The 24,020-nt window shown below is 43.8% G+C and carries 21 protein-coding genes; 16 read left to right on the forward strand and 5 right to left on the reverse strand.

Going from position 1 to position 24,020, the window contains the following annotated elements; all coding sequences use genetic code 11:
- Positions 1 to 8: 8 nt before the first annotated feature.
- Both G519_RS0103380 and G519_RS0103385 read left to right on the forward strand, forming a co-directional pair.
- Positions 9 to 1,439: a glycosyltransferase gene (locus G519_RS0103380; protein WP_029193485.1), complete on the forward strand. Its 1,431-nt coding sequence runs from the start codon at positions 9 to 11 to the stop codon at positions 1,437 to 1,439.
- 116 nt (positions 1,440 to 1,555) lie between these two features.
- On the forward strand, positions 1,556 to 2,635 hold the full coding sequence (locus G519_RS0103385) for a hypothetical protein (protein ID WP_029193486.1): 1,080 nt from the start codon (positions 1,556 to 1,558) through the stop codon (positions 2,633 to 2,635).
- Between the two features lie 66 nt (positions 2,636 to 2,701).
- Here the strand turns inward: G519_RS0103385 and G519_RS0103390 are convergent, their stop codons facing one another.
- Positions 2,702 to 3,331 (reverse strand): nitroreductase family protein, encoded by a 630-nt coding sequence (locus G519_RS0103390; protein WP_029193487.1) that lies wholly within the window; start codon positions 3,329 to 3,331, stop codon positions 2,702 to 2,704.
- A gap of 204 nt (positions 3,332 to 3,535) precedes the next feature.
- On the opposite strand from G519_RS0103390, the gene G519_RS41545 reads away from it, so the two are divergent.
- The 6 genes from G519_RS41545 to G519_RS0103420 all read left to right on the forward strand — a co-directional run bounded on the left by G519_RS41545 (position 3,536) and on the right by G519_RS0103420 (position 7,902).
- The gene (locus G519_RS41545; RefSeq protein ID WP_244279998.1) at positions 3,536 to 3,805 is read left to right on the forward strand and encodes a hypothetical protein; all 270 of its coding nucleotides are present in this window, start codon (positions 3,536 to 3,538) and stop codon (positions 3,803 to 3,805) included.
- 69 nt (positions 3,806 to 3,874) lie between these two features.
- The gene (queD, locus tag G519_RS0103400; RefSeq protein ID WP_029193488.1) at positions 3,875 to 4,348 is read left to right on the forward strand and encodes a 6-carboxytetrahydropterin synthase QueD; all 474 of its coding nucleotides are present in this window, start codon (positions 3,875 to 3,877) and stop codon (positions 4,346 to 4,348) included.
- Positions 4,348 to 5,028: a 7-carboxy-7-deazaguanine synthase QueE gene (locus G519_RS0103405; RefSeq protein WP_029193489.1), complete on the forward strand. Its 681-nt coding sequence runs from the start codon at positions 4,348 to 4,350 to the stop codon at positions 5,026 to 5,028. Before queD ends, G519_RS0103405 begins: the two co-directional genes overlap by 1 nt.
- 54 nt (positions 5,029 to 5,082) lie before the next feature.
- Entirely contained in the window at positions 5,083 to 5,799 is a 717-nt protein-coding gene (gene queC, locus G519_RS0103410) for a 7-cyano-7-deazaguanine synthase QueC (protein ID WP_036631956.1), read from the forward strand.
- Between the two features lie 28 nt (positions 5,800 to 5,827).
- Positions 5,828 to 6,505, forward strand: coding sequence for a response regulator transcription factor (locus G519_RS0103415; RefSeq protein WP_029193491.1), 678 nt, complete (start codon positions 5,828 to 5,830; stop codon positions 6,503 to 6,505).
- The gene (locus G519_RS0103420; protein ID WP_036631959.1) at positions 6,502 to 7,902 is read left to right on the forward strand and encodes a sensor histidine kinase; all 1,401 of its coding nucleotides are present in this window, start codon (positions 6,502 to 6,504) and stop codon (positions 7,900 to 7,902) included. The genes G519_RS0103415 and G519_RS0103420 overlap by 4 nt, the downstream gene beginning before the upstream one ends.
- 86 nt (positions 7,903 to 7,988) lie before the next feature.
- Here G519_RS0103420 and G519_RS0103425 read toward each other — a convergent pair whose 3' ends face one another.
- Positions 7,989 to 9,020, reverse strand: a complete 1,032-nt coding sequence (locus tag G519_RS0103425; protein WP_029193493.1) for a YheC/YheD family endospore coat-associated protein — start codon at positions 9,018 to 9,020, stop codon at positions 7,989 to 7,991.
- A gap of 260 nt (positions 9,021 to 9,280) precedes the next feature.
- Between G519_RS0103425 and G519_RS41550 the strand changes: the two genes are divergently transcribed.
- The 4 genes from G519_RS41550 to G519_RS0103445 all read left to right on the forward strand — a co-directional run bounded on the left by G519_RS41550 (position 9,281) and on the right by G519_RS0103445 (position 16,149).
- On the forward strand, positions 9,281 to 9,697 hold the full coding sequence (locus G519_RS41550) for a hypothetical protein (protein ID WP_244279992.1): 417 nt from the start codon (positions 9,281 to 9,283) through the stop codon (positions 9,695 to 9,697).
- 272 nt (positions 9,698 to 9,969) lie between these two features.
- The gene (locus tag G519_RS0103435) at positions 9,970 to 13,083 is read left to right on the forward strand and encodes an efflux RND transporter permease subunit (RefSeq protein WP_029193494.1); all 3,114 of its coding nucleotides are present in this window, start codon (positions 9,970 to 9,972) and stop codon (positions 13,081 to 13,083) included.
- A 12-nt stretch (positions 13,084 to 13,095) separates the two neighbouring features.
- On the forward strand, positions 13,096 to 14,400 hold the full coding sequence (locus tag G519_RS0103440) for an efflux RND transporter periplasmic adaptor subunit (protein WP_029193495.1): 1,305 nt from the start codon (positions 13,096 to 13,098) through the stop codon (positions 14,398 to 14,400).
- 36 nt (positions 14,401 to 14,436) lie between these two features.
- Complete coding sequence (locus tag G519_RS0103445) at positions 14,437 to 16,149, forward strand: hypothetical protein (RefSeq protein WP_029193496.1); 1,713 nt, start codon at positions 14,437 to 14,439, stop codon at positions 16,147 to 16,149.
- A gap of 72 nt (positions 16,150 to 16,221) precedes the next feature.
- Here G519_RS0103445 and G519_RS0103450 read toward each other — a convergent pair whose 3' ends face one another.
- Positions 16,222 to 17,121: an AraC family transcriptional regulator gene (locus G519_RS0103450; protein ID WP_029193497.1), complete on the reverse strand. Its 900-nt coding sequence runs from the start codon at positions 17,119 to 17,121 to the stop codon at positions 16,222 to 16,224.
- 172 nt (positions 17,122 to 17,293) lie between these two features.
- Between G519_RS0103450 and G519_RS0103455 the strand changes: the two genes are divergently transcribed.
- The 3 genes from G519_RS0103455 (at position 17,294) to G519_RS0103470 (ending at position 20,870) form a co-directional block, all read left to right on the forward strand.
- The gene (locus G519_RS0103455; RefSeq protein ID WP_029193498.1) at positions 17,294 to 18,136 is read left to right on the forward strand and encodes a sugar phosphate isomerase/epimerase family protein; all 843 of its coding nucleotides are present in this window, start codon (positions 17,294 to 17,296) and stop codon (positions 18,134 to 18,136) included.
- A 5-nt stretch (positions 18,137 to 18,141) separates the two neighbouring features.
- Entirely contained in the window at positions 18,142 to 19,161 is a 1,020-nt protein-coding gene (locus G519_RS0103460; RefSeq protein WP_029193499.1) for a Gfo/Idh/MocA family protein, read from the forward strand.
- Positions 19,162 to 19,502: 341 nt separating this feature from the next.
- Positions 19,503 to 20,870, forward strand: a complete 1,368-nt coding sequence (locus tag G519_RS0103470) for an MATE family efflux transporter (protein WP_029193500.1) — start codon at positions 19,503 to 19,505, stop codon at positions 20,868 to 20,870.
- A gap of 180 nt (positions 20,871 to 21,050) precedes the next feature.
- Here the strand turns inward: G519_RS0103470 and G519_RS0103475 are convergent, their stop codons facing one another.
- Positions 21,051 to 21,815, reverse strand: a complete 765-nt coding sequence (locus G519_RS0103475; RefSeq protein WP_029193501.1) for a MerR family transcriptional regulator — start codon at positions 21,813 to 21,815, stop codon at positions 21,051 to 21,053.
- A 160-nt stretch (positions 21,816 to 21,975) separates the two neighbouring features.
- Here G519_RS0103475 and G519_RS0103480 point away from each other — a divergent pair, with 160 nt between their 5' ends.
- Entirely contained in the window at positions 21,976 to 22,602 is a 627-nt protein-coding gene (locus tag G519_RS0103480; RefSeq protein ID WP_029193502.1) for a LysE family transporter, read from the forward strand.
- 2 nt (positions 22,603 to 22,604) lie between these two features.
- Here G519_RS0103480 and G519_RS0103485 read toward each other — a convergent pair whose 3' ends face one another.
- Entirely contained in the window at positions 22,605 to 24,002 is a 1,398-nt protein-coding gene (locus G519_RS0103485) for an amino acid permease (protein ID WP_029193503.1), read from the reverse strand.
- Positions 24,003 to 24,020 lie beyond the last annotated feature (18 nt).

Genomic DNA, 24,020 nt, shown 5'->3' on the forward strand with positions numbered 1-24,020 from the left:
GGTGACCCATGCAATCGACCTACGCGCCAATCATCGAACTTTTACAGCAGCAAAGATACAAGGAAGCGGAGGTTGTGGCGAAGGATCTAATCCGGAGTAATACATTAGAAGGACAGGCTTGGGTTTTCTTGGGAGAGGCTCTGTTGCATCAAGGCTATGGTCTAACGGCCAAGCGGGTATTCAATCGTGCATGGCTCCTCGATCCAGAGGCTGCATGGGTTAAATCGGTTTATGAGGCTTTGGAGCAAACACCAGATGGTGATGAACGGGTTGATATCGTAGGGCTTCTTCATGTACCGAGGGTTACGGTTGCCGCAGCAATTTTAGCCCGAAACGAAGAGCAACGAATTGAAAAGTGCATAACTGCTCTTTATGAGGCTGTGGATGAAATTATTCTAGTCGATTCATCGACTGACCGTACACGAGAGATAGCGTCCAAATTCAGCAAAGTGAAGGTGGTATCCATTGAGTGGAGGGACCATTTTGCCGCTGCACGCAATGAGGGCTTGAACCATATTCAAAGTGATTGGGTACTTTGGGTGGATACAGATGAGCTTTTACTCGAAGAGGATGTTTGTGGAGTACGAGAATTAGCGGGTATTTTCCATCACCACCCCATACCGCCAGTTCTACATATTTGGCATCTCAATCAGATTCGCGGCGAAGTTCATCATGACTTTTCTCAGACACGGATGTTTCCAATGAAGCGAGGACTGCAGTTCTGGGGAAGAATTCATGAACAAATGAGCAGTTCCTTAGGTATGTACGACGAGGAAACTTATCGTCGTGCCGTTCGAATTCGATTTCTCCATGATGGGTACGACCCGTCTGTGATTAAGAAAAAAAATAAACTAGAGCGCAATTTACGCTCACTTAAGATGATGATTGAAGAAGATCCGAACGATCCTGGCAACTGGCTTTTTTTTGGTCGGGAGTCTTTATTAGTAGGGCAGGAAGAGCAAGCGTTTGAAGCGTTACTTGAAGCAGAGCGGATTGGCTTGCAAACTCCGCGCTTTGGTAGAATGCTGGATGTTTATAAACTTCTGACGCAATATTATATGAGCCGTAAGGATTGGAAACAGGCAGAAACAACTTGTCTTAAAGCTTTAGAACATAACAACCAATTTCCCGATGCCCATTTCCTTCTTGCCCAAATACGAATGAAGCAAGCAGATGAGTTATATCTGCAAGCGGATTTTCATCTCAAAAAAGCGAAGACGTCCATCAAGGAGTACAGAGGATCAGTCTCGGCTGATTATCAAATAGGGCAATGGAAAGCAGATTTGGCCGTAGCCGATCTAGCTTTAAGAGCCGGCAAATTGGCAGAAGCTCGCCATATCTATCAAGTTCATGCAAAGCGCTACCCGAACATCGAAAGCTTGTCCCAACGACTGGATATGATTGAAAAACAGAAACAGCTATTGAATAGACCCATGTAACGGAGGCGTCCCTTTAAGCCTCCGTTTTTTCGTTTATCCTAAATACTCATATTTTGGACGATGTTGGGACAATCTACAGAAGAATCATAAGATCTGTAGAGGAGGCGAGTAAAGTCGTGGCCGATATTATGCTGAGACCCGACCTGAAAACGGCAGGCGGAGAAGTCTGCGATATTGTGTACAATGGGGAGTTTGTCGGTACGTTAACGCTAGTCTACAGGGAATCGGATCGACTTAAAGGCTCGATTCATCTGGAGCAGCAGTCCATTACGATCGTGGACAAAGAGAAGGTGTATGATTTCGTTCAGTCATATGTTCAGAATGTCATTGATGCACTGTCTATTGAGGAGTGCGAGGTATTATTTAGTTACAGTGATTATGATCTCGTTATCGCGACGGACAATGCCTTACAATCTACCATGACCGAAGCGGACTCTCATTCGTACACACGTCATGATCATGACGATGAGGTTGATTATGAGTGGGTGAGGGACGAAACCCGATTTGATGACATCGACTCAGAGAATGCTCCGGATAAAATGGAAATGATTCAGGAACGCAAGAATCAACAGGGCTATGAGCTTGTTATTGTAGGTGAAAGTAGAAACCGTGTGGATTATCATGTTTATGATAAAGACTCGGAGCTCGTTGCAGAGATAACTCTTCATATGTTTGGTACGGATGTGATTGGAGATATAACGTGGAGATTCGATCCTTTTGATGAGGAAATGGATAGGGTGTCGGAGCTTATTGTTGAAGATTTCAATGAGGATGAAACGGATACGTTTATTTTTAATATGATCTATAATGGGGAAACCGTAGATACGGTTGAATTAACGCACATTGATTTGTTAGATTTGGTTGATGACATAGAAGCAGATACGATGCATCCATCTCCGGAGGATTATACGATTAATTTGGCCAGAGATGATGGCGATACCCTCACGTATGAAATTTATCAGCAATCCCATGGTGGTTTGCCAATTGGTACTGCAACGGTGGATATCAGTTCTCGCCAGCTTACAGGATTCATTGATTTCCGAGAGCCAGGAGATTCGGATGATCGAGAGCTAATTGCGACATTATTGCTTGAAGAGTTGGATAAAGAAAAAGAGTATGAAACTTTTAATGTATCGATGCTGTATAGAAATAAGCTAATTGATGAAATTTGGTTCGAAACGGATCAGTATCATTGAGTTAGCAGCAAATGAAAAAAAGGCATGAACTCCCATGAAAGATGGAATTCATGCCTTTCTGTTTAATTAAAAAGTGTTGGAAATGATGATTTGATCCAAAGGAAGGCGACCTGCGGATCTTGCAGGGGAAGCAGCCAAACCTACGCTAATCAGCATAACAGGTACATAACGTGCAGGTACATTGAATGCTTCAACGAATTTGCCGGCATCATAACCACCCATTGGGCATGTGTCATAGCCAAGTGCTTTAGCAGCAATCATAAGCTGCATAGCAGCTAAGGATGCGTTACGAATAGCTTCGTCACGAGCAACTTGTGGGTATTGATATGCGCCTTCGATTTGAGCGGCAAGAGTGTCATACAATTCTTTTGTCATGTGGCCAGCTTCAACTGCTGGACCAAAAACGCGTTCTGTGTTTTTGTTAGCTTCGAGATCGCCTAGGATTGCGATAACAACGGAGCTCTCAACGATTTGCTTTTGTCCGTATGCAATAGGAAGTAATTTCTCTTTTTGAGCTTGATCATCAATAACGAGAAGCTTCCAGTGTTGAAGATTCCATGAAGATGGTGCTTGTGACGTTGATTTCAGCAGCTGCTCAAGATCGGCTTTCGGCATTTTGTGCCCAGCTTGATATTGCTTTACGGAATGACGGTCTTCTAAAACTTTCAAAACTTCGGATTTAACTTCTGTACTCATTAGGTTTCCCTCCAAGGTTATAAATTCTTTTTAGTGTGTTTCGAAGCATTCAGTTTTATCATTTGAAAAAAAATCCAATCAGTGAACTAATTCATAACTATTACTGTAATCATAAATGTTATAGTTTAAGTTGTCAAGAGAGTCTTTCGCGATGTCGGAAAATGTTGGATAATGGAAGCAAGAAAGGGGATGTTCCTCTTGAAAATGACGCAAAAAGAATTGAGTCACCTTATTTTTCTCTCCGAAGTCGTCTTAACCGGCAAGAAGAAGAGCCTTATGGATGAGACGCTGCAATGCTTGCTTTATATTGTAAAATCAGTTGAAGAGGTTGAGCTTCCCGATACCGTGGTTGATCAAATTGAAAGTCTTACAGCTCTCATTGAATCGGATTTGCGTAATGAGAATGAACGAATTCAGGAGATTCGGGGTCATTTGGACTGGTCACAAAAGGGAAGACGAAAAGAACAAGATTGATTGTGAAAAACGGTCTCTTCGTGATAGAATGTAGAGTACTGTTTTTTTCATAATTATGAGGTGATAGATATGAGCTATGATATCCCCAGAGATGTGCAAATGTTGGGGCGTGACATCCAAGAGAACCAATTAAAATATCATCACAAGTCCGTTTTGATTTCCAAAGAATTTACGTTTGACAGTGCGCATCATTTGCATTGTTATGAAGGAAAATGTAAAAATCTGCACGGCCATACCTATAAGCTGCAAGTTATTATGCGCGGAAAAGTAGATAGCCGGGGGATCGCTATAGATTTTGGTGATATTAAACGTATTGCAAAAGAACGTGTCGTTGACCGATTGGACCATAAATATTTGAATGATGTGCTGCCCGCTATGAATACAACCGCTGAAAATATGGTCGTTTGGATGTATGAGGAAATTCATCAAGCTTTGCTTGAGGAACAACTTTATCCAGCGATCAGGCTGGAAGAAATCCGGCTGTGGGAAACGCCGACGAGCTATGCGGCCATCACACGCTCGATGATGGAGGAGGATGTGTAATGCGAGATATCCGCATTCCGATGGTCGAGATCTTCGAGACGGTTGAAGGCGAAGGGACCCGTGCCGGGTTCCCGACGGTCTTCGTCCGTCTTTTTGGTTGCAACCTGCGCTGCACCTGGTGTGACACCAAGTACAGCTACCCGCCCGCGGAAGCGGAGAACGTCATGACCATTGCTGAAATTATCAGCAAGGTAGAGACGTTCCGCTCCCGGCATATTTGCCTTACCGGCGGCGAGCCGCTCCTGTACGGCGAGAAGTCGCTCGCGTTAATCGACGCGCTCGCTGAGCTGGAGCAGGTCGATGACCTGCATATCGAGACGAACGGCGCGATCGATCTCGCTCTGTTCGTGGAGCGGGCCGCATCGCCGAAGGTGCGATACATTATGGACTTTAAGCTGCCCGACTCTGGCGAGATGGGGCAGATGATCATGAGCAATCTCGCCCTGCTGCGCGAGCAGGACGAGTTGAAGTTCGTCATCGGCAGCGAGCACGACTTCCGCACCGCGGTGGAAGTGCTGGAGCAGCACCCGACGAAGGCGCTGCCGATGTTCAGCCCGGTGTGGGAGACTATGCCGCCGCGCAAGCTCGTCGAGCTGATGCTTGACGCAGGGTTGTCCAAGGTGAAGCTGAACATGCAGCTGCATAAGATCATTTGGGATCCAGCAATGCGCGGCGTCTAAGCGCGTAACTACTTATTTATCTATTTTTCACTAGAAGAAAAAGAGGTGTTTATAATGAGCGCAAGCAAAGATAATAAGAAAAGAGCCGTCATCATTCTAAGTGGCGGATTAGATAGTACAACATGCATGGGAATTGCCAAAGAAGAGGGATACGAGCTATATCCGATTTCTTTTGACTATGGTCAGCGCCATAAGATCGAAATCGAGAATGCCAAGCAAGTCGCAGAGCATTATGGTGTAAGTGCTCGTCATAAGATCATCAAGCTGGATTTCTTGCGTGATTTCGGCGGCAGCGCATTAACGGATGATAACATTGATGTTCCGAATGTGGTGGATGGATTAACGGAAGGGTCAGAGGAATCTGAAATTCCAGTAACGTATGTACCTGGACGCAATCTGCTATTCCTTTCCATTGCTACCTCTTATGCGGAAGTAACGGGATCAGAAGCCATTTATATCGGAGTAAATGCCCTCGATTACAGTGGATATCCGGATTGCCGTCCGGAATTCATTCATAAAGTGGAAGAAGTGATTGCCCTTGCGACTAAGGTCGGTGTTGAAGGGAAAGGGATCACGATTGAAACACCACTCATTGATTGGACCAAGGCACGAATTGTGCAAGAAGGCTTGAAGATCGGCGTTCCTTACGAGCTAACCACGTCTTGTTACAATGGTAAAGCGGAAGCTTGCGGGGTTTGTGACAGCTGCCGGTTACGGTTGAAAGGTTTTGAAGAAGCGGGTTCAAAAGATCCGATACCATATCTAGCTTAAGTTTCACGCAAGAAAGGCGGAGCGTTTCGTGACCAGAATCATGGTGGTGGATGATGACGCAGATATCAGAGAGCTGATTCGCGTTTATTTGGCCAAAGAAGGCTTAGTGGTTATACAGGCAAGCAATGGACAAGAAGCGCTCAGCATGCTTGAAACAACTCCGGCGGATTTAGTCGTATTGGATGTCATGATGCCATTGATGGACGGCTGGGAACTTTGTCGCGAATTAAGGGCGCAATATGCGGACTTACCTCTTCTTATGGTGACAGCCAAAAGCGAGTCGGTCCACAAGGTGAAAGGTTTTCAGCTTGGCACGGATGACTATCTTGTGAAGCCTTTTGACCCCGTGGAGTTGGTTATGCGTGTCAAAGCTTTGCTGAAGCGCTATCGAATCAACACTTCTCAGACGATCACACTCGGAAATGTGATGATTGATCGCACGGCATTTGAGGTGCGGTTGCAGGATCAACGCTTGGCGCTTCCTTTAAAAGAGTTCGAGCTCCTCTATAAGCTTGCTAGTTATCCGGCACAAATCTTCACCCGTACGCAGCTTATTGAGCAGATCTGGGGTATGGATTATGAAGGTGATGACCGAACGGTTGATGTTCATATTAAACGTTTGCGTGAGCGGTTCGAACCACTGACGGAGGAGTTTCGGATTACGACCATTCGCGGACTTGGGTACAGGCTCGAGGTAAATACATGATTAAGATAAAATCGCTTTATCTGCGCGTTGTACTGACATTTCTGGCTATCGTTGTGGTTAGTTTGTCAGTCGCCTTTTGGCTGGCAACTTTCTTTTTCATGAATAGGATTGCGATGGATAATCAAACGGAGATGTTGGCGAAAAGCCGGCAAATTGTCAAACTGATAGAAGACGTACAGCCGAGTAATCTTGATTCTTTTGTGGCTGGGAGCAATCGCCTAAATGAGAACTACATTTTTACTTTATTTAACGCAAAAGGCGAGCCTGCTACAGAAATTTCTAAGGATAAAAAAGGGAAGCCTCGTATTTTAGCATCGGAAGTAGACTTTGTTTTACAAGGCAACATGTATAAAAGCCTAGACTATGGCATACCTAAAGATCCCATAAACCAGATAAAGGTAGGGATACCGCTCCGTGTAGGAGATACGACATATGCTCTTTTCATTCATCAAAACATCTCCGAAGCAGCCCGGCGTCAAGGGCAGACAGCCATCATTACTGTACTCCTCATCGTACTCATTGTAGGCAGCTTGCTCATTCTCGTCGCCTCTCGCTATCTAGTAAATCCACTAAAGAAGTTGACGCTGGCTACGGAACGGTTAGCTCGAGGGAACTTCAATGTTCATGTTTCTGTTAAGCAAAAGGATGAACTAGGGCAGCTAGCTCAAAGTTTTAATCATATGGCTGGAGAACTGAAACAGCTGGAACAGATGCGGCAAGACTTTGTTTCGAACGTTTCCCATGAAATCCAGTCCCCTCTTACGTCGATTCGAGGCTTTTCCAAGGCACTAAGGGGTTCAGAAATTGATGAGGCGGAGCGCGGACGTTACTTAGAAATCATTGAACGCGAGAGTGAGCGGTTAGCTCGCCTCAGTGATAATTTATTGAAGCTGGCCTCTCTGGAATCGGAGCATCATCCTTTTCACCCAACCACTTACGATTTGGATGAACAGCTGCGTAGAATTGTTGTATTTTATGAACCCCAGTGGTCCAGTAAGCAATTGGAGCTTGATTTGGAGCTCCCTCGAGTGAAAGTTACCGCGGATGCAGACCAATTAAGTCAGGTATGGATGAATCTTCTTGGGAACGCAATCAAGTTCACACCTGTAAAAGGGACGATACACATTCAGTTGGAACCTCTCAATGACCGGATTCGCATTCGCATTCAAGATAGTGGGATAGGAATCGCTGCATCTGATCAAGAACGGATATTTGAACGATTTTATAAGGCGGATGCGTCTAGACATCGCGAGACAGGTGGAAGCGGTTTGGGACTTGCGATTGTACGGAAAATTGTTGAACTTCACCATGGTACTATTGAACTGCAGAGTGAGATTGATATAGGAACGTTGTTTACCGTTACGATACCGATTCTGATATATCCAACTAAAAAATAAGAGGACAGCATGCGTTTATGCTGTCCTTTTCCTTTTTAAGATGTAACCAAGCCAAGCTGTAACCCATATATTAGTTTAACTGCAAATCATTTTTTTTGTAAAAATTGAGCATATTCTAATGGGCGTTTATAGACGCTATCGCGCTTATCTATCTCATCATACAGTTCTTTTTGTGGCTTTCCGTTCACTTCAATGATCCAAAGAAATCCGGCGCTGTCCAGCACAAGGTCAACACTAAGTTCACCTAAATGGCAGTGGGTACCCATTTCTATGATTTCCGCGGCTCTTAAGCTTATGTCGTAAATTGAGCGAATGATGGCATCAACTTTATCAGGAGGATATAATTGTTTAAGTGCTTTTTCGGATAGACAAACCTTCTCGCACATGCTTGTGTTAAAGCAACCTTTATGAGCTAATCGACTGACAACATTCGTGGCTGACCATTGACCTCGCTTATTTTTTTGTGCGAGTACTCGGATATCGAAAACTTGTTCGTTCAGTGATTGAATATCGACACCTTTTTGGATAATGTAAGGAGTCGAACCCACAAGCTTATCGATACTTTCTTGAAGTTGTAGGGAGTCTTCTACTATGATTTTAGGAGAAAAATGATGCTCTCCAATGTGAATCGCCTTCGAATCTTTCACTTCTACTCGATAAACACTTTCCCCTTTATTTCCATAGCAAGGTTTAACGTATATGACCTTATGAGTATCTAGTAAGCGCAAAACATTTTCCTTGTCGTACAGGATAGTTTCCGGTAAATATTGTGCGAGCCATTGGCTTAAATGAATATGAACCTCGTGTTTATTAAATTGGTTGATATGATTGAAGCATTTGTTACTGCCGATAATGGTACCTAAACGTTCGATAATTTGAGCATTAAAACGGTAACAACGGTTGTAAACAACATCGGGGAAAGGAAATTTGCTTAGAAGCCATTTTCGGTTTATACGATGTATGCCGGTAATGCAATTCCGTTTCCAATCAATGTCAGCCGGGGTAAAACAGAATAATTTCAAATTAGTCGTATTACAATTCAGATATTTTTGCAGGGCATACTTTCTTTCATACTGGTTAGCAACCATGATACCGACTAAACCGCTTCCTTTGTCCATCATTTTCCTCCTTATTGCTGTAAAGAAAGTCCAATACAGAATATGTTTAGGAAATTGGAAATGTATGGACAAGAATACAATCGAATAGAAAATGTGCGTATTTGTTATTTTGAAAAATAAAATGGCCTTTAGGGTAAATTAGCCCAGCCAAAACGTTGTTAGGTGAATAACTTGATTTTGAAATCAAATAAGGAGTAGGACCACAAGGACCGCAAGGGCCAGCAGGAGGGATAGCTTCATTTGCTTTCCTTTGCAGCACAGTGGAACAAAACATTGCTGCTGCATCAGTCCCCGGCGGGCAAGGCGGAGCCGTCTCTTTCAATGATTCTCTTATCAACGGTACGGCCATTTCATTCACAGCTCCGCAAACGATCAACATCCTTGAGTCTGGCACCTATAATATAAGTTGGGAAGTATTCCCTACACAAGGTAATAATGCGTTTGGCTTGTTTTTTGATCCAGCTGGTCCTACTCCAGCTAACTTGGTACCTTGCAGCAATTATGGCACAAACGCAGGAAACCAACCTTACCAAGGTCAGGTCGTTGCTCAATTAACGGCAGGAGGTACATTGACTCTGAATCGGATTGATAATATGGGGAATTTGGTATTGCAAAACGCTATTGGTGGAGGCACACCTGTAGTAAGCGCATCCATTGTAATTGAAAAGTTAGCATAATGTCAGATAAATAAGCATTAGACAACCACGATTAGCGATTGGTTGTCTAATGCGTTCCCTAGTTTTACCTCCCGAAATTTAGCGGAAAATACCATTTACATATGCCGATAATATACATAAGTAAGTCCAAGTATTTCTTATTGAGAGGTCTCCAATAGTCCCCGTGTTTTCAACGGAGATGATTGGTGACCTTCTTTTTTTTGGTTTGTTCATATTGGGTTCATATTCAGAATGTATCTTTAACGTAATCAGTTGATGAGGGGAGTACAGGAATGAATCGATTAACACAGTTTTCCATGAAAAATGTCTCGGCATTATTCATTATCATGATCATGCTTTTTGTTGGCGGATTTTATTCATCTACGCAGCTTAAAGTAGAGAACATGCCCAACGTTTCTTTTCCAGTAGTTGCTGTAACAACTACATATACAGGAGCGCCTAAGGATGTCATGGATGAAATTACGGCTCCGATTGAAGAAAAGCTAGCGAATATTGAAGACTTGGATTCCATGTCTTCAACTTCGAGTGATAATTTCTCCACGATTATCATTATGTTCAAACAAAATGTAGATATTGACAAGAAAAAACAGGCCGTTCAAGACATGCTGGCTCAAGTTTCACTTCCAGCAACGGCAGGTGCGCCTAAAGCCTCCACATTTGGTGCGGCATCTTTCCCTTCGAATTACTTAGTCGCTTATGCGAAGGACGGGGTAAGTCAAACAGAGCTCGACAAATCTTTTAAAGATAAAATCAAGCCAGGTCTTGAAGGAATTAAAGGGATCGACCATATGAACGTTATTGGTTCCAGAAGCACATCGCTCGATATTGAGCTGGATGCTGCTGCGCTTGATGTTTATGGATTGTCACCGGCTCTAGTGAGTAATGCGATTAATTCCGCCGCGACGAAGAGTCCGATCGGTAGTGTAGAAATTAGCGGCAACAATAAGATGACTCGTGTCACTGGCAATTTATCAAGCTTGTACGATTTGGAACAAGTCGAAATCACTACACCTAAAGGAGATATCGTAACACTAGCTCAAGTCTCCAAGGTAAAGGCGATAACGGAATCTAACTTCAATGGCAGACTGGATGGAAAACCTGCTATTGGTATGATTTTGTATAAAGCAGGCAGTGCTAATGCGGTTGATTTCTCAGGATCCATCGAGAAGCAGATTCATGAGTGGGAGACGACCCTACCCAATATTACGTTCAAAAACACCTACGATAGTGCAGATCAAATTAAAACATCAATTGCAGGACTTGTACGTGAAGGCGTTGTAGGGGCAGTACTGGCTTCCTTGATGATTCTCATTTTCCTCCGGAACATTCGGATGACACTCATTGTTCTCGTCTCGATTCCACTTTCCATTTTGATCACCTTATTATTAATGTCGCAGTTAAATTTAACGCTTAATACGATGACACTCGGTGGTATCTTTATCGCAGTAGGTCGCGTAGTCGATGATTCCATCGTAGTTATCGAGAACATATATGCTTCACTGGAAAAAGCCCAGGAACGCAAAGAATCCGTCATCGCCTTAGCGACAAAGCAAGTTTCGATGGCTATTACGTCCTCAACATTGGCAACTGTAGGGGTCTTTGCTCCACTAGCCTTGGTAACGGGTGTTGTAGGAGGGTTCTTTAGACCTTTTGCCTTAACAATTGCATGCGCACTTCTATCTTCCTTAATAGTAGCTTTAACGGTTATTCCGATGCTGGCTAAATTGCTCGTTCTTCGCAGCAAACCGGGTAAGGGTCATCATGACGAATCAAAGCCAACCAAATTAACAGCTTTCTACGAAAAGGCTTTGACGTGGAGTTTGAAAAATCGCATAAAAACATTGCTAATTTCAGGACTTTTGCTTGTAGTCACCATTGCGGCGACAGTACCTTTCCTATCGGTTTCGTTCTTGCCTAGCTCGAAGCCTTCGACAACGATGTACTTCCAGTTAAAAATGCCGTATGCAACTTCTTTTGAGGCTACAGATGCGAAAACGAAAGAAATTGAAGCTGTATTGCTAGATACGAAAGATTCCAATGGCGAACCTGTGTTCAAATTCGTTGAAGCTTTAGTGGGTTACGCAGGCAAAGATGATGAACGGACGCCTTATGCTTCACAGATTTTTGTCCAAGTGAATGATAAGGTCAATCCGAATCAAGTGAAAGACCAAATGAAAGCTTATATTCTCTCTGAACTGCCGAGCGGATCTGAAGTAGTGCCTAAATCCATGGAAGGTGATTTCGGTGTTTCGTCGACTGACTTTGCCTATACCCTGCAAGGGGAGGATCAGCTTCAATTAGAGAAAGCGGCCGGTTTGGTTAAAGAGAAGCTAAATACTTTTACAGAGCTTAGTGAAATTGGTGATAACCTGAGTGATGCCAAAACAGAAATAGAAATTGCTGTGGATCAGAAAAAAGCGAGAGCATACGGATTAAGCTCATCGACTGTACGTGATATTGCACGTGCATGGATTCAAAAGCAAAAACTAGGAGATATGAAATTCGATAATATCGTTTATACAACAACGGTATCGTTAGATAAGTCGGACAAAGATACACTAGAAAAACTAGGTAATATCCCTTTGACCGGATCGAATGGTTCAAAGGTTTTATTGAAGGAAGTAGCTAAGGTCACTGAAACGAAAGGTGCTGCTTCACTTGCACGTGAGAAACAGCAGCAGCTTGTGAAAGTGACTGCAAAAATCAATTCAGCAGATAAAACAGGCGTCAGTGCCAAGCTTAGCGCGGCTTTGAAAGATATACAGCTGCCTGAAGGCGTTACACCCAAAATCAGTGGTGTTTCGGATGATGTGAATGATAGCTTCAAGCAGTTATTCATCGCGATGGCTGCCGCCATATTCGTGGTTTACTTGATTATGGTTTTGGCCTTTGGAAACGCAAGTGCACCATTCGCGATCTTGTTCTCTCTACCGCTTGCTGTTATTGGGGGGCTTCTCGGACTTGTTATAGCCAGAGAGCCGTTAACCGTAACCTCGATGATTGGTTTCCTCATGCTTATTGGGATCGTAGTGACGAATGCGATTGTATTAATCGATCGTGCACAACAGCTGCGCGAAGATGGATACACGGTACGCCATGCTCTAATTGAAGCAGGGAAAGTAAGACTTCGTCCTATTATTATGACAGCTGGTGCTACGATTATGGCATTGGTACCTCTTGCGCTCGGTATTTCTGGCGAAGGCGGATTAATCGGTAAAGGGCTGGGTGTAGTCGTTATCGGCGGTTTGATTACCTCTACGCTATTGACACTAGTTGTCGTACCGATTGTATATGAGTTGATTGAAAGTATAAAGAACCGGATAGGTCGAATGTTCAATCGTAAAAAAGGAAATGAAAAAACAACAATAAGTACGTTAGAGGTATAAGGAGGCACATCGATGATTAACGATAGTTCGCGGAAACGAAAATTCAAATCCCGTTCGATGGGGGTGATTGTTTTATTGACCGCAGCGGCGGTCTTGGCATCAGCCTGTTCAGCTCCAGGCGCAAAAGGGGCTGCAACGGTACAGTTAGCACCAAAGGCAATTAAAACCGATGTCATAAAGAAGCAGAAAATTAGCAATCCAATCGAACAAGTTGCTGATGTAGCGGCAGGAACGACACTTGATGTCGTATCGAAAGCGAATGGTGAAGTTACCGAGGTACTGAAAAAACGAGGAGAGTATGTTGAGAAAGGTGAAGTCCTCTTCGTTATTGATAATAAAGATGCCTTATCTTCCAAAAGGAAAAGTGAGCTTTCTGTCAGAAGTGCTCAAGAATCCTTGCAGCAAGCAAAAGATAATAAAGTTAATAACCGGAAGGATCTGGCGGACAATGTAACTAGATCGCAAACGGCACTCAAGAATGCTGAGCAAGAATACAACAAAGTTCGTAATGAATATGATGCAGGCATTGCCGTTCAGCATCAGGTAGATCAATCCAAACAAGCGTTGGATAGCGCTAAGATGAATCTAGATGCTGCACAGTCAAAGCTTTCAGCTTTTGATAACTCCGATTCGATATCGACTATTCAAACGCAGGCAGAGTCCGCAAGTCTAGCCTTAGAAGATGCGAATCGTTCTTTAGAGAACTATCAGGTTAAGGCTCCAGGCAACGGCATTCTTACCGATTTCAACGTAGTGGTTGGGCAAACCGTAGCTGCGGCGGCAGGCAAAGTCGGGCAAGTCCAACAGATTGATCCGATCAAAATCAAAACCGAGCTTACGGAAACAAATTTCCTGCTTGTAAAAGGAAAACAAGAACTTATTTACTATAATCCGGATTCGCCTGATAAAAAAGGAACAGCTAAAATTAGCTACTTGGCACCTATTATGAGTGCTGCGACAAAAACGTACACGTTAGAGCTGGAAGTTCCCAATAGCGATCATCAACTGCAGCCAGGCAGCCGATTCATGGTTCAGCTAACGACTGAAACGGAAGAACAAGTGGTTGCTGTTCCTTCCTTAAGCGTCATTCGTGAAGAGTCCGATACCTTCGTCTTTGTTCAGCAAGGTGATCAATATCAGAAACGGAAAGTGAAATTGGGACGCATTAACGGAGAGTATCAGGAAGTGATTGATGGAGTCAAAGACGGCGAGAAATTAGTTACTGCCGGGCAGAACACTCTGAAAGACGGACAAAAAGTAGACACTGCAAGTGCTAGCGTACAACCTCAAGCGACAACAACTCCAGCAGCCAAATAGACATCAGCGAAACTTCACAATAAGGAGAGTACTTACATGAAAAACAAACCATGGAAATATAGTCTAACAGCTATCATGCTTGGAGCAATGATCGTTCAAGGAGGCACGGCCGTATGGGCGGCCGACCTGGCGGCGCCAAGTGTCTCTGCACCAACTGTCAATTATGGATTGACACCTGATATACGTGCCGCGATTAAGAGTGCAGCCGTGACGCCAACCGCGTCAGGTTCACAACTTGCGGTTACGGTTCGCTTATATAACGGAGGTGCCGTGCAGAACAGAGTTCCCGAACACGAGCTTCGTGTTCAAACCGCTAGCGGCGTTTCATATACATTGAAACCAAGTGCGGGCAATAAAGAAGCTCTGCAGCCTAAAGAAATTGGCGAGCTCGTGTACATGACTTCCGTTGATAGCAAGGAAATTGGTCAAATTGAGCAATTATCCTTCGTCAATGTGGATATCTACTCCTATCCAAAGGTGGAAACTACACTGCTCGCAATGCCAACGAAAACCGTGTGGTATGGCGGTACGGGAAACACTGCTCTGCAGAACCTCGAAAACTTAGCATGGGGTCAGGCATTCACCATTCCTGGGGTTAACTCAGGGCTGACGTATTCACCCGTCGAAGTTTCTATGCAAAATACGGCGTCAGGCCGCGTGGCTGTTGTGACGGTATTAGCTAATAATCCCGGAGCGGGGCGGGAAACCGTTCCTGCTTTCCGAATAGACGCACAGTCCGAGCTGAAGAGCTATGAAGGCAAACGTTCCGAAGTGGACCCGGTGACCTTGGAAGCAGGCGAAAAGAAATACATTCATTTCGCGATTCCCGTGGAAAATGGTGTGAGTTTGTCTAATCTTCTCGTTTTATCGACGGATACGTTTGTACCCAAAGGTGGAGGTCAAGCCACCACGGTAGCAACAGGCAAACTAGCTATTGCATGGCCGAAAGAGCAAGGGAATTCGGCTGCAGCGCCTTACACAATTGGTCAACCGATCGCATTTGATGCTTTGACCAAAGTTGTTGATAAGTCAACAGAAGTGTCGCTGATGGAGCTTCATCTGCATGAGAATCCAGGTGAAGGCTATCAAACAGCGGTTGCTAAGTTCAAATTAACGAATACGAGTACAACGCCTACAGCTACTCCTGCTTTTCTATCGGAATTGGTCAACGCACAGGGTGTTACTTATCAAGGTTCCCGTCAAACGAATGTAACGACGATGCTAAACCCTGGATTAAGTTACGTGGTTAGCTACTCATACATTGTGCCGCAAACCGAAGATAGCACAAGCTTCTCGTTAAAGCTGCTTGATTCCGTTGCTGCAGCACCTTTCACAACAACGATTGCAGCTCTGCAAACGGATGTACAGAAGGGAGAAACAGATTCTACGATATCCTTGTATCCGTTTGATCTGAAGTTCAATGATGTGTCAGTGACCACTCAGACGACTGCTCAATTGATGTATACGTACAAGTTCCGACTTGATCTCGACATTAAACAGAAAGAAAATGTCGTGGTTGATAACAATTTCTCGAAATTGAAATTTGAAATTGTGGATAGCGCCGGACGTGTTGTCGGTTCTAAGGACGCTTCTTTCACAGGTGTTAATAAACTAATCAGCGGGAAACAGATGCTGGACGCCACGAATATTACAACCGATCAATTCAGCTATCCTTTCACTGTTAACGTGTATGAAACAATCGAAACGCCAAATGGAACGGCTAAGCGCTTGTTGAAAGTAATCAAATAAGGGCCAGTTGAACGAAAAAAGAGAAGGCAAGGTTATTCTTGCTTTCTCTTTTTTACGTTTTCTTTCGAATCGCTAAAGACGAGCTTTAACGGACCTGGCATAGTCGGAAGGCGGCATGCCAACCGTTTTCTTGAAATCTCTTGAGAAATAGTGAATGCTGGCGTACCCCAACATAGCTGCAATCTCTGTAAAATTATATCGGCCATCTCTAATATAAGTTTTGGCTTGTTCAATTTTGAGAGATTTGAAAGCTTCCAAAACGCCTGTCTGCATCTGGGATTGGAACAGCTCCTTCAATCGGCTTTTGCCCAAGTGAAACGTTTGGCATAAATGGTCTTGGGTAAAAGACTGTGAAAGATTGGCTTTCAAATAGTCCATGATTTGCTGAACAATTCGTTGTTCGGCTTTTTCTTTTTGAAGGGATGATTGTTTGTTTTTCATCGAATCTTGCGTGGAAGCTTGCGCTTGATTCCGAATGAGTGTGATTAACAAAAGCTCTAAGTAGGATTTGATCATTTGTTCGCTGGCAAAAGGCGCATGCGGATTTCTTTCCAAGTGATGAACGGTTGGTTTATCAAAAGGGGGCAGGAACGCCTGAAACCCTTCTTGGATAATGAGGGATAGGATATTTCTTTCCCGGTCTCCTAAAGACAGAATCTTTTTCTCGAAAATAGTCATAGCTGGAGACGTGCATTCGAAGCAGATGACGATAAGGTTTGGCGGTGTATGCTCGTGCTTCACGCTAACCGTATGGAATTCCTCGGGTTTGTGAAAGATCATATTTCCTTGATGAAGGGTATGAATGTGATCATCGGCTCGAACTTCAACTTCCCCTTTGTCCACGTAGAGGATTTCCCAGAAGTCATGCTGTTCTCCGTCAAATACAAATCCTTTGGCATACTCAAAATAATGAAAGGAATAGAGGGTTTGTATGGTAAGTGATTCCTGTAGTTGTATACTTGGGAAATCCATGCTGCTCGTCCTCTCTCAGGGTGGATCTTGTTCCAATCTCCAATTTAATTCTCCATTTTAATCTCATTTTACCATATCCGTTTTTGCAAAAGTGCAAATAAATCGGCTTTTTGGATAAATCTTATCGAACGTAGCTCTTTTATAATATAGGGAAGAGACGGAGGAGATAACAATGAAAAAAGGGATCAATATTTGGTCATTCCCAGGCTCCATGAAGGTAGAACAATGCATATCTGTTGCCAAGAAAGCCGGATTCGACGGCATTGAGCTGGTGCTAAATGAGACTGGCCAACTAAGCTTGGAGAGTCCTGAAAGCGAAATCAAGGAATACCGTAAGATTGCGGATGATCAGGGCATTGCGCTTTCGAGTTTAGCCAGTGGACTATACTGGACATATTCTTTAACAAGTGGACATGCACAAACGCGTCTAAAAGCGAAAGATATCGTCAAGAAACAATTGGAGAACGCTGCTATTTTAGGTGTAGATACGATATTGGTTGTGCCAGGTGCTGTTGGCGTTGATTTCATTCCGGATTCGGAAGTGGTTCCGTATGACCAAGCCTATGACTACGCATTGGAAGCCTTTAATGAGCTTTCCGCTGTTGCCCAATCATTGAAGGTTTCCATTGGTATAGAAAATGTATGGAACAAATTTTTACTATCGCCGCTTGAAATGAGAGACTTTATCGATAAAATCAATTCGCCATATGTGGGCGCTTACTTTGACGTAGGGAATGTCTTATATGCCGGTTATCCAGAGCATTGGATTTCCATTTTAAATAAACGAATCAAAAAAGTGCATTTCAAAGATTACCGCCGTGCCGCAGGAGGTTTGCATGGTTTTGTTGACCTGCTAGCCGGTGATGTCAATTATCCAGAGGTTATGAAAGCCCTTCAAGCAATCGGGTATGACGATTATGTCATTGCCGAAATGATTCCAGGTTATACGCATCATGGCGAACAGATTATTTATAATACATCGGGTGCTATGGACGCCATCCTAGGGAGGAAGTAATCAACATGCTAAGAATCGGGTTAATTGGGTTAGGGTTTATGGGCAGGACTCATCTGGAGAATTACGTTCGCTTGGAGTCCGAAGGAGTTCCTATTCAAGTTGTAGCTTTGTGCGATATTGACAATGAGAAGCTCGAAGGCCGCGCGGCTGCAGGCAACATCGATACGGGTTCATCCGGCATTGACTTCGGCCGCTACAATAAATATACAAGTGTGACCGAAATGCTTGAGAAGGAACAGCTTGATTACGTGGATCTTGCACTTCCTACTTTTCTACACCGTGACATAGCGGTTCAATGTTTGAATCAAGGTCTTCATGTTTTGTGTGAAAAACCGATGGCGCTGAATGCTGCGGAATGCAATGATATGATTCAGGCAGCCGAGGCGAATGGCAAGCAGCTGATGATAGGTCAATGCTTGAGATTCTGGCCAGCTTATGTATACCTGAAGCAGGTTGTTGAGGAGAAAACGTTTGGAAATGCACTAGGTGGTTATTTCTACCGCGGGGGAGCAACTCCGACTTGGGGACCATGGCTTACACAGAAGGAGAAAAGCGGCGGAGCACTCCTAGATATGCACGTTCATGATATTGACATGATACATTGGTTGTTCGGGAAGCCTGAATCCGTATCATGTTTGGCACGGAATGTCGTTCCCGGCAGTGGATATGATGTGGTTTCTGCGAACTATCTGTATGAAGATGGCAAAGTCATCAATGCGCAAGCAGATTGGACGCTTGAAGGAGATTACGGCTTCGATATGCAGTTCCGAGTTAATTTTGAAAAAGGCAATGTCGTTTTCAAAGATAATTCCCTACAAGTCAATGTGAACGATGGAAAAGGCTTCAGTCCTGAACTATCGGCGGAAATGGGCTACTATAACGAACTTAAATATTTTATTGAGACGCTGCTTTCAGGTGAAAATATTTCAATTGCGACTCCAACCAGTACGATGGGCAGCATTGAAATTGCTGAGGCTGAAATCGAATCTGCGGACAACCGTGGAGCATGGGTTAAGGTGAAGTAGCTTGCAGTGTAGAAAAAACCTTGGAAATCGGAGCCGATTTCCAAGGTTTTTTTCTAGCTTTTATTTGCCAGCATGTTTATTTGCATCATCAATGCCGTTGTTACTGTTGTTTTTATTCTTGTTGCTGTTTTTACCTTTGTTTTGTGGATTGTTTTGACTTTTTTGTTGGTTCGACATTAGCCCACGTCCTTTGGTTGTATTTTAAAACCTTCATTATTGTGAGCAGTCCAACGCTTCTTATTCATTGATTTCAAGATGGGAGTAAGTAGCATTTGACTGCAATCGCTTACGTATCCTACACTAAAATCATTTGAAATGAGAAAGTGTAGGGATCGAAGGACATGGAATCGATAGCATCTTGGAAAAAGCTTGGACTATTCGCGGTCACATGGCCGATATTCGTTGACTCCGTGCTGCGGATGATGCTGGGAACGGCAGATGTGTTTATGCTCAGTCTGATCTCGGATAAAGTGACTGGAGCCGTTGGCTTAGCCAATGAAATCATCGTTTTCTGCATTCTGATGTTTGGCTTCGTTGGGATTGGAACGAGTGTTGCAGTCGCGCAAAATCTTGGCGCTGGCAGGGCGAATGAAGCGAGCCGCATTTCAGCTCTCGCGATTACGATAAATTTGATTTTTGGAATTTTGATTAGTATTGTGTTAGTTGCCTTTGGTGAGCCGCTGATGCGGCTAATGAATTTGGCGCCCGAGCAGGTACTGATCGCCAAAAGATATTTAAATATCATTGGCGCTTTTATATGGATTGAGGCGTTATCCTATGCCATCTCATCTGTGCTTCGCTCCAATGGTCAGACTAGAGACGTCATGTTTGTTACGTTGGGTGTGAACCTGATCCATGTAGCAGGCAACAGCCTTCTTATCTTTGGAAACCTTGGTTTTCCCGAATGGGGAGTAACTGGTGCCGCGGTATCCACGGTATTAAGCCGCCTTATTGGGCTTATTGTTCTGATTGTCATCTTATATCGCCGTATTCCCGTACCGATTCGTTTGAAGGACTATGTCACATTCGATAGACGTATTGTGAAGCAAATCTTGAGTATTGGCATCCCATCAGCCGGCGAGCACTTGTCATGGCAGTCTCAACATATGATGATTGTCAGTTTTATAAATATCATCGGTCAAGCGGCTTTGAGTACGCATATCTACTTGATGAATATCACCAACTATTTCATGGCGCTAGCTATGGCAATTGGAATGGGGACGGAAATCATTGTAGGTCATATGGTGGGTGCTGGGGCATTCAAGGCTGCCTATCATAAATTAATTCGAAGCTTGCGAATTAGTCTTCTAGTGACCTTTGTCGTTGTGGGAATTGCTTCTATTTTCCGCAAGGATCTGATAGGACTTTTCACCGACAATCCAGAAATTATTGCGATGGGTTCCAGCATTTTAATACTCTCTGTTATTTTAGAGCCTGGCCGGACATTCAATCTAGTTGTCATTAACTCCCTTCGGGCTGCTGGAGATGCTAGATTCCCCGTCTTAATGGGGATTCTATCCATGTGGGGGATCGCAGTGCCGCTTGCATATTGGCTTGGCATTGTCATGAAAATGGGTCTGCTAGGCGTTTGGGTAGCATTTGCGGCGGATGAATGGGTTAGAGGTCTACTCATGTATCTACGGTGGAAGAGCCGTGTATGGCAAAGTAAGGCCCTCGTGAAGCCAACTGTAGGAACAGTCGCCAAATAAGAATGCAATAGAATGCAAAGAAGCACAGGACCCTTAAGGGTTCTGTGCTTCTTTAGATAGAGTAGTGACATGGGCGTAGCAGCTGGCGACTGGTACAATCCTAGTATATTCAGTTTCTTGTAAAAGAATTGGATGTTTAACTGATATAGTAGAAATAATGCTAGTGTCCCATTCCAAAGATTATTTCTTGAAACCTGTATAAATGTAGATGGCATCTCTCAGAAACTCGGCCGTACCGGGCTGTTTTTCATCATAGTAAGCCTTAAACCGTTCGTCATCCACATACATTTGGGCTAGACCAGCATGCGCTTCTTTACTATATTCGTTCCAATAATAGCTTAGCCACTGCTTATGCAAACCCGCGGCGGCTTGAGCCAGATCACTGGAAGGATCCCCATGTTTGAAAGCTTCCGCCAATGCAGCAATGACTTCACTCTCCAATCGTGTTACCTCGTCATGCTGTTTTTGTGTCATGTTTTTGATTTTTTGGTTGGACTTATCTACGGTATCATCGGCATACTTCTCGCGGACTTCTTTCCCGTATTTATCCTCGTTATCATCGATCATCTTTTGCTTGAAGCCTTCAAATTTCTCGCTATCTGTCATGGTTATTCTCCCTTCGGTAAAAGCAATTGTTTTTTCAACATTTGCAATCAGGACATCTAATTGTTTTCTTTTGTCAAGGAGTTGTTCATGGTGTTCTTTCAGGGCAATGGCTCCATTAAAGGAAGGGGCAGTCACAATTTCTTTAATACTATCCAGACTGACGCCTAGTTCTCTGTAGAACAGAATTTGTTGTAATCTGTCCACTTCCGCTTGACCATAGATTCGGTATCCAGACGAATTGATTCTTGCCGGCTTAAGAAGGTCAATTTCATCATAATATCGAAGCGTTCTGGTGCTGACCCCGGCCAATTTACCCAGATGCTGCACGGTGTATTCCATCTGTTCACCTCCTGACTACATAACTGTACAGCTTTACGTAGCGTGAATGTCAAATGCTTTTTTGAAATTTATTTTTGCTGGTAATACAAGCCATATTCTAGGAATAGGATGATACAGGCCTTGAAGCATGTACATACAAACCAATGAATGGGTGAGGAAAATGTATACGATTCTTAGTTTTTTTCTCTTGGGATTATCGTTGTCGGCACCTATTGGTCCCATAAATGCAGCCATGCTCGACAAAGGGATTAAGCAAGGTTTTCTTCATGCTTGGGTAGTAGGAATTGGAGCGATGATTGCTGATGCGCTGTTAATGATTCTGATTTATTTTGGACTTGTTCATTTTCTGACAACACCTTTTATGAAAACGTTCCTCTGGTTATTTGGTTGTTTCATTTTGCTCTACTCGGGTATCGAAAGTTTGATTGGTGCAAGGAAAATAAAGGGAGAGGGTTATAGGAACGTAGAGAAGCTAACGAAATCGGTTTTCTCCGGTTTTATCATGGCTATTACGAGTCCTTTATCCATCCTCTTTTGGCTTGGTATCTATGGGTCGGTTTTAGCAGAAATGATCGCGGAATTCGATAGAAATCATGTATTATTATATACGGGGGCGATGTTCTCAGGGATTTGTTTGTGGGATGCTTTTATGGCGTCGTTAGCCAGTACATTTCGAAGATTTCTCACTTCACGCTCACTTATTATCATATCCATCGCATCAGGCTTATCCCTGATCGTCTTTGGGTTGCATTTTGGGATAAAAGCCTTCGAGGCCCTCTTTGGATAACGTTAGGTCGCTCCTTCGCGATTATCAGGTTTGGGCTTTGGCAGCTTCATTGCTTTGTAAGATGCTTCGTGGTCATTCTTATTCCATTTGATTCGCATGCCCAAAGTAAGCAAGCCTATGATCCCGACAAAGAGGAGACTAATCCAGAATCCGGGTCGGCTCGTTTCATGAAAGATTGTACCCGTGATAGCTGTAAGGATTAAAACCATGCCCAGATATCGTTTGATCCTTCCCCATTTGGTTAACTGTAATAAGCGACCAGATGATAGCAGGATGAAGAGCCAGTTCAAGAGCAGCATAATCCCGGCGGCTGTTGTTACATATTCAAAGAGCTCATCTGGCAGCAAGAGTGCCATCAGCACCGCTACAGTTATACCCCCACTCGTAAAACCGATGGCGAATAGAGGTATCCGTCTTTTCCCTGTGGTTGTTCTGGCAAATATCGAGGGGGCATCGTGATCTTGGGCTAACGTAATAAGGATCGTTGTCACCGCAAATAAAGAAGCAACCATGGTAGAAAATCCAGCAATAATGAGGATCGCATTAAACGCATGCGGGACAAAAGGGAGATTGTAACTTCCCAAAGCAACCTGAAACGGGCTTTCATTTCCCTGAATGGCATTTAAGGGGATTAAGGTTAAAGCAAGAATAAGAGAAGCGATATAAATCGTTGTTAAAAGAAGGAGCATGACATTTCCTGCTTTAGGCGCCTCTTCGGGTCGCTTCAATCTTGCAGCCATTAAGCCCATGATTTCAATACCGCCAAAGGCGTAAAATGCATAAATAAAAGAAGACCAAGCACCCATTAATCCAGCTGGCAAAAAGGTTTCTTTGGCCGCCCAGAATCTCGGTTGATGAGCTCCACCCGTGATGAATCCTAAGACAGCAGCCCCTGCTATTAGGAGAAACATGACGATGGCGGATACTTTGATGATGGCAAAAATATGCTCTGTACGCTCGAATGCTTTCGTCCCAAGCAAGATAACACCCAAGCCTATCAAGGCATAGACCGTTGCAAAAATCCACATGGGTATCGTTGGAAACCAGAATCGGGTAAAGAGGGACAAAGCTGTTAATTGACTGCCCATAATTAAGAGCTCAGAGCTCCAATAGACCCATCCGCTGCTGAAGCCTGCCCAGCGTCCAAATGCTTTTTTGGCATAGGCTCTAAAAGATCCTCGCTGCGGGTCCGCTTCCGTCATTCGGGCCAAAACATCAAAGACAATATAAGTGCCAAAGGCTGCGAGAATGAACATGATGATAACGGATCCACCGCCCATGCTGATAGCTATCCCGGAGCCTAAGAAGTAACCGGTACCAATCGTACAGGCAACGCCAAGCAAGGACAGCTGCCACCACTTCATTGTTCCTGACTTGTCACTCTTTGCTTTTGTGGACATATAGCCTCCTAATGCCGT

The sequence above is a fragment of the Paenibacillus alginolyticus DSM 5050 = NBRC 15375 genome (assembly GCF_000422905.1).
Classification (GTDB): domain Bacteria; phylum Bacillota; class Bacilli; order Paenibacillales; family NBRC-103111; genus Paenibacillus_E; species Paenibacillus_E alginolyticus.